The following is a 13,351-nucleotide window of genomic DNA, read 5'->3' as shown; positions in this document are numbered from 1 at the left end:
CAGACATGAAATCAGTAACTTCGCCATAGTGGCGGAGACGAAGGGATTCGAACCCTCGATACCGTTCCCGGTATACTCCCTTAGCAGGGGAGCGCCTTCGACCACTCGGCCACGTCTCCGCTGACCCGTCTATCAGTGGGACGGAGTGGGAAACAAGGGCGATTTTCGGTTTTTTTGCCCCCTACTGTCACGCGATGCCGACAGACGGGAATTCGCCAAGATGATCGCAAATATGAGGATAAATGGTGGGCGGTGAGGGGTTCGAACCCCCGACCCATTCGGTGTAAACGAATTGCTCTACCAACTGAGCTAACCGCCCCTATACGAGGGTTTAGGACAGCGCAAAGGTGGCGTCTACCCCGAAAAGCAAAATGGCGCCCCCACTCGGGACGCCATACATTTCCACACCAGACATGAATTTATTCGTCGTCCGTATACATGTCGTCAGGTTGACCATCACCCTCGTCGCTCGCGTCAGCCGGCGATTTCTTTGCCAGCGCAACACGGATTTGTGGCTTAGCGCCTTCACGATCTGGAACCTTGATCTTGATCTTACCCAGCGTCGGATAATGGACGTCGTTTCCGTCATTCAGCGTCTCGCGGATGTAGCCGAGTGCGGCATCCAGCACGCGCCGTACTTCACCCTTGCTCATTCCGGTCAGTTCAGCCGTCTGTTCAACGATCTGCTTCTTGCGGATCATTTCCGGCAGGTCGGCGGGGGCTGTCGCTTCATCCTGTTCGGGTGCTTCCATCTCATCCACCAGTCGCATGTTCCACCTTCTGCCTCAAAAGAATCGAGGCGCGCGATGCATCGCGCGCCCCTGTTTTCTACCTAGGCTGATGCCCAGGTTCAATGCGCACGGGCGGAAGCCTCATCAATCGCGCCTGCTTCACCCGCCGTTCCGGCGACCAGCTCAGCCGCTTCATCCCATTCCGTCGGGACTGGTTTTGACACCAAAGCGACGTCCAGCACCTCGGTCACGTTTGAGACCGGTATGATCTCCATCCCGTTCTTCACGCTATCGGGAATGTCGACCAAATCCTTCGCGTTGTCCTTCGGGATCAGAACGGTTTTGATACCGCCGCGCAGGGCTGCGAGGAGTTTTTCCTTCAGACCACCGATGGGCAGCACGTTGCCGCGCAAAGTCACCTCACCTGTCATCGCCACATCCCGTTTCACCGGGATCTGCGTCAGGACGGAGACGATGGAGGTCACCATACCGATGCCCGCGCTCGGCCCATCTTTCGGGGTCGCACCCTCAGGCACGTGAACGTGGATGTCGAGCTTCTCGAACTCTGGCGGTTTGACGCCAAGGCTGACCGAGCGGGAGCGGACGTAGGAGGAGGCCGCGTCGATCGACTCCTTCATCACGTCGCCCAGCTTACCGGTCGTCTTCATCCGGCCCTTACCCGGAAGGCGCAGCGCCTCGATCTGCAAGAGATCGCCGCCAACTTCCGTCCAGGCAAGACCGGTAACGACACCAACCTGATCATCTTCCTCGGCCAGACCGAACTTGAAGCGCTTGACGCCAAGGAAGTCAGACAGGTTGTCGGGCGTGACCACGACCTTCTCCGTTTCCTTCTTCACCAGTTTGGTGATGGCCTTGCGGCAGAGCTTCGCGATCTCCCGCTCGAGGTTCCGCACGCCCGCCTCGCGGGTGTAGAGGCGGATGACGTCGCGCAGCGCCTCATCCGTGATCTCGAACTCACCCTTCTTGAGGCCGTGGCCCTTCTCCTGCTTGGCGATGAGGTGACGGCGCGCAATCTCGGCCTTCTCCTCTTCGGTGTAGCCAGCGAGGCTAATAATCTCCATCCGGTCCAGAAGCGGGCGCGGCATGTTGTAGGAGTTCGCTGTCGTCAGGAACATCACGTTCGACAGGTCATAGTCCACTTCGAGATAGTGGTCGTTGAACGTGGCGTTCTGTTCGGGATCGAGCACCTCGAGCATGGCGGAGGCTGGATCACCGCGGAAGTCCTGGCCCATCTTGTCGATTTCATCGAGCAGGATCAGCGGGTTGGTGGTCTTGGCCTTCTTCATTGACTGGATGATCTTGCCCGGCATGGAACCGATATAAGTCCGGCGATGGCCACGGATCTCAGACTCATCGCGCACGCCGCCAAGCGAGATGCGGATAAACTCGCGTCCCGTTGCCTTCGCCACGGACTTACCCAGCGAGGTCTTGCCGACACCCGGAGGGCCGACAAGACACAGGATCGGGCCACGCAGCTTCTGGCTGCGCTGTTGCACAGCGAGATATTCGACAATCCGCTCCTTCACCTTCTCCAGACCGTAGTGATCGGCGTCGAGGACGTCCTGCGCGCGCACCAGATCCTTCTTCACGCGGGAACGCTTGCCCCACGGGATCGACAGCATCCAGTCGAGGTAATTGCGCACAACGGTGGCCTCCGCGCTCATCGGGGGCATATTGCGCAGCTTCTTAAGCTCGGCCTCGGACTTTTCCTTAGCTTCAGCGGAGAGCTTGGTGTCAGCGATCTTGGCCTCGTATTCGGCCACAGCATCCTCGTTAGAATCGCCGTCGCCCAATTCCTTCTGGATCGCCTTCATCTGTTCGTTCAGGTAGTACTCGCGCTGGGTCCGCTCCATCTGGGACTTCACGCGGGTCTTGATCTTCTTCTCGACGCGCAGGACGGAGATTTCACCCTGCATCAGGCCGAAAATCTTCTCCATCCGTTCGCCCAGATCCGCGGTGTCGAGCAGATCCTGCTTCACCTCGATCTTGGCGCCAAGATGGCCCGCAACGGTGTCCGCAAGACGGTCAGATTCATCGATCTCACCAACGGCGGCGACGGCTTCATCGGTGATATTTTTGTTGAGCTTTGCATAACGCTCAAAATCCTGCGCAATCGAGCGGCTCAACGCCTCTACCGCGCTGGGATCATTCGCTGTTTCCGCGATCTGTGTGGCGTCAGCCTCAAAATAGGCGCCGGTGTCACGGATCGCGCTCAGACGCTGGCGTGTCTTGCCTTCGACAAGCACCTTCACGGTTCCATCAGGCAGCTTAAGCAGTTGGAGAACGGAAGCCAGAACGCCTGTCGGGTAGATGGAGCCTTCTGTCGGCTCATCCTCTGCTGGGTCCATCTGAGCGGACAGCAGGATTTGCTTGCCACCTGACATCACCGCCTCAAGCGCTTTCACCGAGCGGTCGCGCCCCACGAAAAGCGGCACGACCATGTGCGGGAACACGACAATGTCGCGCAAAGGCAGCACAGGCAATGTAATCTGAGTTGTCTCGGTCATCGAAAAGTCCTTTCTCGCAGGACGCCCGGCCCCGATCATCGGCAGCGCAGACCTCCCCGTCTGGAAGCTATATCTGTATCCCGTTCACGGTGCGTTCAAGGGGCACCCGGTGACTCGGCCTGTCTTATGCTGCGCCGCGCAAAGGGGAAGGACAAGGGCAGCGGTATCATTTCATGCAATGAAGCAGACTGAGATTTGACAAGCGATTAACAAGGAAGAAGGCTCAAAGCCTCTCCAAATCGCCCTGCTCGCGTCGCGCGTGGAACACCGCAACGAATTCATCCAGTGCCCGTTCGGCAATTGCATCTCGCAACCCCTGCATAAGCTCCTGATAATAATGTAAGTTGTGCCAGGTCAGCAGCATTCCGGCGATCATTTCCTGGGCCTTGTGCACATGATGCAGATACGCCCGTGAATATTGCGTGCAGCATGGGCACGTGCATTCGGGATCGAGCGGCCGGGGGTCATCCGCATGTCTGGCGTTGCGCAGGTTCACCTGCCCCATGCGGGTTTGCGCCTGGCCCGTTCGGCCGGATCTGGATGGAAGAACACAGTCGAACATGTCTATGCCGCGCTGCACCGCGCCCACGATGTCATCTGGTTTGCCAACCCCCATCAGATATCGGGGTTTATCCTGCGGCAGTTGTTCAGGCGCGTAGTCAAGGCACGCAAACATCGCCTCCTGGCCCTCGCCCACGGCAAGGCCGCCAACGGCATATCCGTCAAATTCAATAGCACGCAACGCGTCCGCCGACCGGGCCCGCATGTCCTCCTCCAGCCCGCCTTGCTGGATGCCAAACAGAGCATGCCCCGGCCTGTCCCCGAACGCGTCGCGCGAGCGTTGCGCCCAACGCATCGACAGTTCCATGCTCTGCTCGATGCGCTTGCGATCTGCCGGAAGCGCCGGGCACTCGTCAAAGCACATGACAATGTCCGATCCCAGAAGTTTCTGGATCTCCATACTGCGTTCCGGGCTCAGCATATGGCGGGAGCCGTCAATATGGGATTTGAAGGTCACGCCCTCTTCGGTGAGTTTGCGCAACTGCGCGAGGCTCATCACCTGAAAACCGCCACTATCCGTCAGGATCGGCCGGTCCCAGTTCATGAACTTGTGCAAGCCGCCCAGCTTGGCAATCCGTTCCGCCGTCGGACGCAGCATCAGATGATAGGTGTTGCCAAGCAGAATATCGGCGCCGGTGGCGCGGACGTTTTCGGGCAGCATCGCCTTAACCGTGGCCGCCGTACCCACGGGCATGAAAGCTGGAGTGCGTATTTCGCCACGGGGCGTATGAACGGTTCCGGTCCGCGCACGTCCATCTTTGGCGGCAATGGAAAATGAAAATCGCTGGGTCATGGGACCAGCGCATACGCCGTTGGCACAGAAAGGAAAAGGGCAAGCACGGTTTCGCGCTGCCGCGCGAGGATATTTCAGCCAAGAAGAAGACAGGATTGGCCAAAAAATCAGGTCGGCGCGAACTCCGCCGGCGGAGGCATCCGCCCTCACCTTTACGTCCGCCGGCACATTCCCTATATCTTCACTCAGGAAATCGAACCGGAGCCCGCGCGATGAACGCAGAAGCACCGATGGAGGGCGCACCCCTCATCAAGCCGTCCACGACAGATCACCCGCTCTACGACAGTATCGTCGAAGCGTGCCGGACGGTGCATGACCCTGAAATTCCAGTGAACATCTACGATCTGGGCCTTGTCTACACGATCGAAATTGATGACGGCGGCAACGTCTCCGTGCTGATGACCCTGACCGCGCCGGGATGCCCCGTCGCCGGTGAGATGCCCGGTTGGGTTGCCGAGGCGATCGAGCCTTTGCCCGGCGTCCAAACGGTCAGCGTCGAGCTGATTTGGGAGCCGCCCTGGGGCATGGAAATGCTCTCTGATGAAGCCAAACTCGAATTGGGCTTCATGTAAGGCAACAGGGGCGCGTCGTCGGACACGCCCCTTTTCATTTCGTCTATTCGCAGCGCTGCAGGGCGACAGGCCCATCTTCCAACTGCAGCGTGACCGCCCCATCGATCATCTCGATCAACAGGATGCTGTCTTCACCGGTCAATGCTCCGCAATCTGGCAGGCTCAGCTCTGCGCCCGCCACCGGGGAAATCCCATCCAGGCGCAGGCTCGGCTCAATGCTTTCCACTGTGCACTCCGTCTCACCGCGTGAAATTGTCATACCCGATACGCTGACCCTTTCTGCCGCAACATCGCACTGACCCTCCGGCGCCCAGGATCCGACGAATTGCGCCAGCGCGGCATCCTGCGCTGACGGAGCGGCGGTTGAAGAAGCGTCAGCGGAGTCGGATTCGTTTGATGCCACCTCAACTTCAGCCAGGTCCTCCTCTGTCGCGGCTGTGACGTCTTCCGCGATTTCCGCAACCTCTTCGCTTGTCGCTGCGTCTGCCGCAGTGTCGTCAGAAACCGGTGTCGCATCGCCGCTGGACGCGTCGCCAGAAGTGTCGGCGGCGGCCTCGCTTTCGGCGGCTGGGGCTGTGAGATCCTCTTCGGTCGCCTCGATCACGTCATCCGCGACTTGGGCGATCGCGTCGGCCCGAGCGTCTGCGGTCGCCCCATCCGCGAAGGATGCCACTTCGTCAGCGGCATCATCTATCGCGGTTTGCAGATCTGCTTCGGCTTCCTCTGCCGCTTCAGCGATCTCTGCTGCTGCGGCCTCGGCCTCCGCTGCGGCGGCCTCCGCAGCAGCTGTTGCCGCTGCTTCCGCTTCCTCGGCCAACCGCGCTGCCTCTGCTTCCAAGGCGGCTTGCTCGATCGCGAGCTGTTCGGCGGCCGCTTCGGCTTCGGCGATTGCGGCCTCCTCCGCGAGGCGGGCGGCTTCCGCTTCCGCAGCCGCGATGGCTTCGGCCTCTGCCGCCGCTGCGGCTTCTGCTTCCGCCTCAGCAGCGGCGGCTGCCTCGGCTGCAGCATCCGTCTCAGCCTCAGCGGTTGTGGTCACTTCTGTTTCACTGCCACTTTCAGCCGTCTCATCCTCATCTTCCCAACAGCCCGCAAGAACAATGGCTGCGGCAAGAAGGGCGACGGAAACCTTAGCGTTCGAGATCTTCATCAAATGGTCCTCTGGCTTAAATGCGTCAGCTTGGAAAATGGCACGAGATTTTCGGAGGTCAAAAACAAGTTGCTCGCGACAGGGGTGTGTCGCATCCGCGCCAAGGAGGGGCGGGAATGCCGCCGAAGCACCACCGACGGAGCGCTACTGTCATTGGAAAACCTGCATGGCGTGGAGATATCAATGGCGGATGTTCAGGAAGCAGCCCCGCGCGCGGCGCGCGGACGACGCGGCGGGGGCGGCGCAGCCCGACGGGCTGAGCGCACAGCCCCCAAGATCGAAGCAGCGCGTTACATCACCCGTAACATACCCGATTTCGAGGTTCTTACGCCCGAGGCGATCGAAATTATCGAGTACAATGCCGAAACGATTCTTGAGGAAGTCGGCGTCGCATTCGTTGACAACCCCGCCGCGCTCGACCGCTGGCGTGACGCTGGCGCAGACGTACAGGGAGAGCGTGTGCGCATCCCCCGTGGCCTTGCCCGCAAGCTTTGCGCCACAGCACCTTCCCAGTTCACACAGCATGCACGCAACCCCGAGCGGAATGTAGAGATTGGCGGCCGCAATCTTGTCCTTGCCCCGGTCTATGGCCCGCCCTTCGTTCGCGACCTCGACGGCAACCGCCGCTATGCCACGATGGAGGATTTCCGCACCTTCGTGAAACTGGGCTACATGTCGAAATGGGTGCACCATTCCGGCGGCACGGTGTGCGAACCGACAGATGTTGCCGTCAACAAACGTCACCTCGATATGCTCGAAGCGCATATGACGCTCAGCGACAAACCGTTCATGGGCTCCGTGACGGAACCCGAACGGGCCGTCGACAGTGTCGAAATGTGCAAGATCCTGTTCGGAGAGAAGGCGACCGAAGCGCCGCACATGACCTCGCTGATCAACATCAACTCGCCGCTCACATTCGATGCGACGATGATGGGTGCGCTCGAAGTCTATGCCGCGAACATGCAAGCCTGCATCGTCTCCCCCTTCATCGTGGGTGGAGCGATGGCCCCGGTCTCGGTCGCGGGAACGCTGACGCAGGTCCTCGCCGAAGCGCTAGCAGGGATTGCCTATTCTCAGCTGATCCGCCCCGGCGCGCCGGTGATCTTTGGCGCCTTCGTGACCTCAATCGACATGAACTCAGGCGCACCTACATTCGGAACGCCGGAAGCGTCGAAGATTCTCTATGGCGCGGGTCAGCTTGCCCGCAGGCTGAACCTGCCCTTCCGTTCGGGTGGCGGCCTGTGCGGGTCGAAATTGCCGGATGCGCAAGCCGCTTACGAAACCGCAAATACACTGAATGCGGCCCTGTTGGGCGGCGTCAATTTCATGTTGCATTCGTGCGGCTGGCTGGAGGGTGGTCTCGTCGCCTCGTTCGAGAAATTCGTGCTCGACGCAGACCAGCTTGGGATCCTCCATTCCGTTGCGGCGGGCGTGGACATCTCCGAAAACGGGCAGGCAATGGACGCGATCCGGGAAGTTGGTCCGGGTGGGCATTATCTGGGCTGCGCGCACACCCAAGCCAACTTTAAGGACGCGTTCTGGCGCTCTGAAGTGCTCGACTATCGCCCCTACGAAACCTGGGCCGATGAGGGGGCGCCTGACTCGATGGCGCTGGCGCGCGCGCGCGTCAACAAAATGATGAACGAATATATCGCCCCCAAGATCGACCCAGGTATTGCCGAAGAGCTTGCAGGCTACGTCGCACGACGCAAGGCAAGCGAACCAGACGCATTCGGCTGATCTCAGGCTTTGGCCCGGCGCGCGACCAAAAGCCGGGCCAAGACCTCCACATGTTGAACAACATCATAGTCAGCAGCTCGCGCACGGCGTGAGATGTTGAGATGCTCTTCCCGCTCTTCCAGCATATCGAGAGATAGACCCTGTCGGTTCCGCATGCGGGATGCGGCCTCTCGGGCAGCGGCGATCAGCAGTTTCGGGCGGCGCATAGCAAATCCTTTCTGATGTGATTTGCGCCCAGATTGCGCGCCTCCGCGCCGGTGTTGCGCAATTCAGCAGAGCGGCGCGCGCTGCACGTTAACCTTTGTGAAAGATTCGCCCGTTAACCCTAATGAAGCCGCAATTATCGCGGTTTCTTTTTCAACTTTTCAAACCCCATACATTTTTAAGCCTCTGTTTCTATGCAATTTTCAGCCAAATCCACTGGCGTGTCTTTCTGTGCGTCACGTCGGTTCTCGCTCTACCTTGCCCATGTTGGCCTGGGCCTTTCGTTAAGGTTCCTAGCCGCCAAACTGGCCTGTCACGCCTCAACAATCTCGCGTGCAGCCCGACAGGTGGAGGGATTGCGAGACGATCCATTGCTCGACACGGCCCTCGACCGGGCCGCGCGATCACTCGATCGGGCTGATCTCACTGCTGAGACGGGGGGAAAGGATATCCTCGCCATGACCACCGCAGCACTGACGCGCGATACGTTGACCGACAGCCAAGTTGAGCGTGAGGCCCGCCGCATCCTGCGCCGCCTCTCTGAAAAAGGCGCATTCCTCGCCGTCACGCGCGGAATGGAAAAGGCCGTCATCTTTCGCAAGGGTAATGCCGGTCAGCTGACCCGAACTGCGACATGCCCAACAATCGTGGCTGAAGCGTTCTTGCTGCGCGACTGGATCTCGGTCGCAGCAAGTGGGAAAGTAATGCGGTATACGCTCACCACTGCCGGGGCCTCGGCGCTTGCTCGTATCCTCGCAGCGGATCAGGCCGCGAAGCGTGATGAACACGCCTCGACACCCTTTGCTGCTCAACATCAGGTTGAAGGCACGCGGAACGTAATGGGGCAGGACGGACCCCTGCCCATCCGCGTCAACCTCGCTGAAAGCCCACTCGCTGCCCTTGCCCGCAGAAAAGACAAGTCCGGGCGACCGTTCCTCGCACCAGAAGAACTGGAAGCTGGCGAGCGGCTGCGGGAGGAGTTCGAGCGCGCCCAGATGGGACCGAAAGTGGCCCAAAACTGGGAACGGTTTCTTGTTCCCTCCGACCATGGGACAGGCATTGCCGGAGACCGCATGGCCGGGCCACAGGATGCGCGTGACCGTGTTACCAATGCCTTTTCGGCCCTTGGCCCCGGCCTAGCCGACATCGCGATGCGGTGCTGCTGTTTTCTGGAAGGGTTGGAAACGGCCGAGCGGCGTATGGGGTGGTCCGCCCGCTCAGGAAAGGTGGTCCTGAAGATCGCACTTGCCCGGCTGGCAAAGCATTATGGGCTGCGCGCCGCATAGTAGCTGAGGCGACGCCCCGGACGAACACCGGGGCGCCACCCGTCTTTAATCAATCCGAGAAGGGGTCGGTGACAAGGATCGTATCATCCCGCTCTGGCGATGTGGACAAAAGGGCCACCGGGCAGCCAATCAACTCTTCAATCCGCCGAACATATTTGATCGCCTCCGCCGGTAGCTCGGCCCAGGAGCGGGCACCGCCCGTCGACCCCGTCCAGCCCGGCATCGTCTCGTAAATCGGTTCAACCCGTGCCTGTTGAGCTGCTGCCGTCGGCAAATGATCAATCTTCTGCCCGTCGAGCATATAACCAGTACAGATCTTCAGCTCATCGAGGCCGTCGAGAACATCGAGCTTGGTCAGCGCGATCCCGGTCACACCTCCAACGGTGCAGGTCTGACGTACAAGCACGGCATCAAACCAGCCGCAGCGGCGGTCACGTCCGGTGACGGTGCCCTTTTCATGTCCGACCGTTGCCAGGTGATGCCCGATCTCGTCGTCCAATTCACACGGGAAGGGTCCCTCACCCACGCGGGTGGTGTAAGCCTTCACAATCCCCAGAACAAACCCGATCCCGCCCGGCCCCATACCCGTCCCGGTGGAGGCCATACCGGCCATCGTGTTCGACGAGGTCACGTAAGGATAGGTCCCAAAGTCGATGTCGAGCAGCGCACCTTGCGCCCCCTCAAAGAGAATACGTTTGCCCGCCTTTCGCTTCTCCGCCAACACCTTCCAAACAGGGGCCGCGAATTGCAGAATGAAAGGCGCAATTTCCATCAGCTTGGCTTTGAGGGCCGCGCGATCAATGGCCTCAGCCCCCAGCCCGGTCCGCAGCGCATCGTGATGGGCGAGCAGTCGGTCAAGGCGCGCGTCCAACGTCTCTTCATCCGCCAGATCCGCAACACGGACCGTGCGGCGGCCAACCTTGTCCTCATAGGCCGGGCCGATGCCACGACCGGTCGTCCCGATCTTGGCTTTGCCTGCGGCCTCTTCCCGCATTTTGTCGAGGTCCTGATGCACCGGCAGGATCAACGGCGTGTTTTCCGCGATCATCAAGTTGTGCGTGCCGACGGAAACGCCCTGCCCCTCGATCTTTTCAATCTCGCCCTTCAGCGCCCAAGGGTCGAGTACGACGCCATTGCCAATCACACCCAGCTTGCCTTCACGCAAGATGCCCGATGGCAGAAGCGACAGCTTGAAAACGTTGCCGTCAATCACAAGGGTATGCCCAGCATTGTGACCACCCTGGAACCGGGCGATGACATCTGCCCGTTCAGACAGCCAATCGACGATCTTGCCCTTGCCCTCATCACCCCACTGGGCACCCATCACGACGACATTGGCCATAGATCTCTCCTCGATTGGTCCGCAGGCGGTATAGCCGTCTGGTTTCGTGCGCGAAACCTCAAAATCGTCGGGACGCGGGGCAACGTTCACGCTATGGTCCCACCAAAGGAGTATTCCATGGACCAGATCGCGGCGCTGCTTGCCCAATATCCGATTCTGACAGAGTGGTGGGTGATCGCGCTGCTCGCTCTGGCGCTTGGCTGGATGCTGCGTGGGATCGCGACAGTGCGGGCCCTGCGCGCCCAGATCACCCAACTGCATGCCGAATCCGCCGCGCATCGCGACGCCGCAGCGACTGAGGCCGCCGCGAGACAGACCCAGCAGATAGAGTTGGCCCAAATGACAGAGCGCGCCGCGCTTGCAGAGGATTACCGTGACCGGCTCAACGAGCGGGAAGAAGCACTGGCCGACGCACAGCAAACCGTCGCGGCCCTTTCCGCCTCTTTGAAATCCGAGCGGGAAAACCACACCGCAAGGGTAGAGGAGCTGCGCGGCGCACAAAAAATGCTCGAGACTCAATTCGACACACTGGCGCGCAAGGCGCTCGATGGGAATGCCGACCGGTTCTTGAATGCTGTTACCGAGCGCTTTGAAAAGCACAAACAGGCGGCGGATGCGGATCTTGGGAAGCGTCAGGCCGACATTTCCACCTTGCTTCAACCCATCAAGGAAAATCTCGGTAAGTTCGAGGCACAAACCCGCGAACTGGAGAAAGCACGCGAAAACGCCTATGCGACGATCCGACAGCAAGTGACCTCATTGGCAGAGGGACAGGCAAGGCTGACCAGCGAAACCAATCGCCTCGTCACCGCGCTGCGGGCGCCCAAGACGCGGGGCAACTGGGGGGAATTTCAGCTTCGGCAAGTGGTTGAAATGGCAGGCATGGTCGATCATGTCGATTTCCATATGGAACAATCCGTCGCGACGGACAAAGGACGGTTGCGCCCGGATGCGACGGTCAACCTGCCCGGCGGCAAACGCATCGTCATTGATGCAAAGACCCCGCTTGACGCCTTCCTGACCGCGGCTGGACTGGAAGATGGACCGGACAAGGCCGCCTCACTCGCCCATCACGCCCGCCAGCTGCGTGCTCAAATGAAGGGCTTGGCCCAAAAGAGCTATTTCGACGTGGTCGCAGGCTCCCCTGATTTCGTGGTCATGTTCATACCTGGCGAGGCCTTCTATTCCGCAGCGCTCAGCGAGGATCCGACACTGTTTGAGGATGCCATCCGCAGCAAGGTGATTGTCGCGACGCCAACCACCCTGATCGCCCTGCTGAAATCAGTTGCCTATGGCTGGCAGCAGGAACGGATGAGTGAGAACGCACAGGCCGCAACCGATCTTGCACAGGAACTCTATAAGCGGCTCAGCGGACTTGGCGAAAAGCTCGAAAAGCTTGGCAAGTCGATCAGCAACACCGTGCGCGACTATAATGCGACCGTTGCCACGACCGAGGCGCGTGTGCTGCCACAGGCCCGCAAATTTGAAGGCCTGTCCATCGCGCCAAGCGGCGATCAGATCGGCACGCTCGACCCGCTGGATGCCGATGTCCGTCAGCTGACCGCACCGGAGTTGCGGTCCGAGGATTGAGTGCATTTCGCCTTCTTCTTGGCAAAAATATCCCCGCCGGAGGCATCCAACATTTCCAAGACGGACTCCGGCAGCTATCCTCCCATCCTTGGAGAGAGACATCAATTCGGGGGAACGGGCCGATGAGCGACGAGAAGGCCGCACCGGGGGACAAGATCGCCCTGCACTACACCGGCAAGCTGGAGGACGGGAAACAGTTCGACAGTTCTGTCGGTAAGGACCCTGTCAAATTCACCCTGGGCAAGGGGGAGGTCGTGCCCGGCCTCGACAAGCGGCTCGCCGGACGTGCTGTCGGGGACCGCGATACGGTCACACTGACTGCGGAGGAAGGGTTCGGGGAGTTTGACTCAAACAAGATCACAATCGTTGATCGTGACCAACTGCCGGGCGATGGCCCGCTGGAACAGGGTCAGAAGATTCGGGGGCGCAGGCCGAACGGCAAGTTCGTCATTTTCACGGTGCTGAATGACGCCGACGGCAAGGTCGTGCTGGATGGAAATCACCCGCTGGCCGGGAAGAACCTGACCTATGAGTGGGAAATCGTCGACCTCAATAAATCGCAGGAGTGAAACCTTTCACCAGCGCGTGCCGTTGGTATGGCACACCCCTGTGAGCCAAGGGTTTCCCGACGCTGACATTTGAAAGCCACTCCAAGCCGGGGTGGCTTTCTTTTTGCGCAATTCAACATCCGTCTTTCTTGCAGCAGATCCTGCAAATGCAAGACAACGCCTTTTCAAACGTAGCGATAGCTTTGAGAGATCAGTCGACCGTGGCAATCGCTCTCTCGAACCGTTCAACCTCTTTCGCGTGGAGTGTGGGCGTGAATGCGACCAGAATGCCAACATAAAACACTGAAA

The 13,351-nt window shown here is 60.0% G+C and carries 11 protein-coding genes and 2 tRNA genes; 5 read left to right on the top strand and 8 right to left on the bottom strand.

Features of this window, described 5'->3' with window-relative positions; genetic code table 11:
- Nucleotides 1–29 precede the first annotated feature (29 nt).
- From POI8812_RS06300 to tgt, 5 genes are all read right to left on the bottom strand, one after another.
- Nucleotides 30–119: transfer RNA gene (locus tag POI8812_RS06300), tRNA-Ser, on the bottom strand.
- 124 nt (nucleotides 120–243) lie between these two features.
- Nucleotides 244–319: transfer RNA gene (locus POI8812_RS06295), tRNA-Val, on the bottom strand.
- A gap of 100 nt (nucleotides 320–419) precedes the next feature.
- Complete coding sequence (locus POI8812_RS06290; protein ID WP_108781714.1) at nucleotides 420–770, bottom strand: HU family DNA-binding protein; 351 nt, start codon at nucleotides 768–770, stop codon at nucleotides 420–422.
- An 80-nt stretch (nucleotides 771–850) separates the two neighbouring features.
- The gene (gene lon / locus POI8812_RS06285) at nucleotides 851–3,259 is read right to left on the bottom strand and encodes an endopeptidase La (RefSeq protein ID WP_108782492.1); all 2,409 of its coding nucleotides are present in this window, start codon (nucleotides 3,257–3,259) and stop codon (nucleotides 851–853) included.
- Nucleotides 3,260–3,482: 223 nt separating this feature from the next.
- A complete protein-coding gene (gene tgt, locus POI8812_RS06280) occupies nucleotides 3,483–4,613 on the bottom strand; it encodes a tRNA guanosine(34) transglycosylase Tgt (RefSeq protein WP_108781713.1) in 1,131 nt (376 codons plus the stop codon).
- A 212-nt stretch (nucleotides 4,614–4,825) separates the two neighbouring features.
- Here tgt and POI8812_RS06275 point away from each other — a divergent pair, with 212 nt between their 5' ends.
- Entirely contained in the window at nucleotides 4,826–5,185 is a 360-nt protein-coding gene (locus tag POI8812_RS06275) for an SUF system Fe-S cluster assembly protein (RefSeq protein ID WP_108781712.1), read from the top strand.
- Between the two features lie 43 nt (nucleotides 5,186–5,228).
- Here the strand turns inward: POI8812_RS06275 and POI8812_RS06270 are convergent, their stop codons facing one another.
- The gene (locus tag POI8812_RS06270; RefSeq protein ID WP_108781711.1) at nucleotides 5,229–6,332 is read right to left on the bottom strand and encodes a prolipoprotein diacylglyceryl transferase; all 1,104 of its coding nucleotides are present in this window, start codon (nucleotides 6,330–6,332) and stop codon (nucleotides 5,229–5,231) included.
- Between the two features lie 183 nt (nucleotides 6,333–6,515).
- Here POI8812_RS06270 and POI8812_RS06265 point away from each other — a divergent pair, with 183 nt between their 5' ends.
- Nucleotides 6,516–8,072: a trimethylamine methyltransferase family protein gene (locus POI8812_RS06265; RefSeq protein ID WP_108782491.1), complete on the top strand. Its 1,557-nt coding sequence runs from the start codon at nucleotides 6,516–6,518 to the stop codon at nucleotides 8,070–8,072.
- Between the two features lie 2 nt (nucleotides 8,073–8,074).
- On the opposite strand, the gene POI8812_RS06260 is transcribed toward POI8812_RS06265, so the two are convergent.
- Entirely contained in the window at nucleotides 8,075–8,278 is a 204-nt protein-coding gene (locus POI8812_RS06260) for a DUF6477 family protein (RefSeq protein ID WP_108781710.1), read from the bottom strand.
- A 192-nt stretch (nucleotides 8,279–8,470) separates the two neighbouring features.
- On the opposite strand from POI8812_RS06260, the gene POI8812_RS06255 reads away from it, so the two are divergent.
- Nucleotides 8,471–9,562 carry a DUF6456 domain-containing protein gene (locus tag POI8812_RS06255; protein WP_108781709.1) on the top strand — a complete coding sequence of 364 codons (1,092 nt, stop codon included), beginning with the start codon at nucleotides 8,471–8,473 and terminating at the stop codon, nucleotides 9,560–9,562.
- Between the two features lie 49 nt (nucleotides 9,563–9,611).
- On the opposite strand, the gene POI8812_RS06250 is transcribed toward POI8812_RS06255, so the two are convergent.
- Nucleotides 9,612–10,904, bottom strand: coding sequence for an adenylosuccinate synthase (locus POI8812_RS06250; protein WP_108781708.1), 1,293 nt, complete (start codon nucleotides 10,902–10,904; stop codon nucleotides 9,612–9,614).
- Between the two features lie 117 nt (nucleotides 10,905–11,021).
- Here POI8812_RS06250 and POI8812_RS06245 point away from each other — a divergent pair, with 117 nt between their 5' ends.
- Both POI8812_RS06245 and POI8812_RS06240 read left to right on the top strand, forming a co-directional pair.
- Nucleotides 11,022–12,494, top strand: a complete 1,473-nt coding sequence (locus POI8812_RS06245) for a DNA recombination protein RmuC (protein WP_162844931.1) — start codon at nucleotides 11,022–11,024, stop codon at nucleotides 12,492–12,494.
- 122 nt (nucleotides 12,495–12,616) lie between these two features.
- Nucleotides 12,617–13,063, top strand: coding sequence for an FKBP-type peptidyl-prolyl cis-trans isomerase (locus POI8812_RS06240; RefSeq protein ID WP_108781706.1), 447 nt, complete (start codon nucleotides 12,617–12,619; stop codon nucleotides 13,061–13,063).
- Nucleotides 13,064–13,351 lie beyond the last annotated feature (288 nt).

The sequence above is a fragment of the Pontivivens insulae genome (assembly GCF_900302495.1).
In the GTDB taxonomy this organism is placed as follows: Bacteria; Pseudomonadota; Alphaproteobacteria; order Rhodobacterales; family Rhodobacteraceae; genus Pontivivens; species Pontivivens insulae.
This window is presented reverse-complemented; position numbering and strand designations above follow the sequence as displayed.

What these genes read in the sequence shown, in the direction of transcription:
- POI8812_RS06250 (WP_108781708.1), bottom strand. Translation starts at nt 10,904, where the DNA reads ATGGCCAATGTCGTCGTGATGGGTGCCCAGTGGGGTGATGAGGGCAAG.
- lon (WP_108782492.1), bottom strand. Translation starts at nt 3,259, where the DNA reads ATGACCGAGACAACTCAGATTACATTGCCTGTGCTGCCTTTGCGCGAC.
- POI8812_RS06290 (WP_108781714.1), bottom strand. Translation starts at nt 770, where the DNA reads ATGCGACTGGTGGATGAGATGGAAGCACCCGAACAGGATGAAGCGACA.
- POI8812_RS06260 (WP_108781710.1), bottom strand. Translation starts at nt 8,278, where the DNA reads ATGCGCCGCCCGAAACTGCTGATCGCCGCTGCCCGAGAGGCCGCATCC.
- POI8812_RS06240 (WP_108781706.1), top strand. Translation starts at nt 12,617, where the DNA reads ATGAGCGACGAGAAGGCCGCACCGGGGGACAAGATCGCCCTGCACTAC.
- tgt (WP_108781713.1), bottom strand. Translation starts at nt 4,613, where the DNA reads ATGACCCAGCGATTTTCATTTTCCATTGCCGCCAAAGATGGACGTGCG.
- POI8812_RS06255 (WP_108781709.1), top strand. Translation starts at nt 8,471, where the DNA reads ATGCAATTTTCAGCCAAATCCACTGGCGTGTCTTTCTGTGCGTCACGT.
- POI8812_RS06275 (WP_108781712.1), top strand. Translation starts at nt 4,826, where the DNA reads ATGAACGCAGAAGCACCGATGGAGGGCGCACCCCTCATCAAGCCGTCC.
- POI8812_RS06265 (WP_108782491.1), top strand. Translation starts at nt 6,516, where the DNA reads ATGGCGGATGTTCAGGAAGCAGCCCCGCGCGCGGCGCGCGGACGACGC.
- POI8812_RS06270 (WP_108781711.1), bottom strand. Translation starts at nt 6,332, where the DNA reads ATGAAGATCTCGAACGCTAAGGTTTCCGTCGCCCTTCTTGCCGCAGCC.
- POI8812_RS06245 (WP_162844931.1), top strand. Translation starts at nt 11,022, where the DNA reads ATGGACCAGATCGCGGCGCTGCTTGCCCAATATCCGATTCTGACAGAG.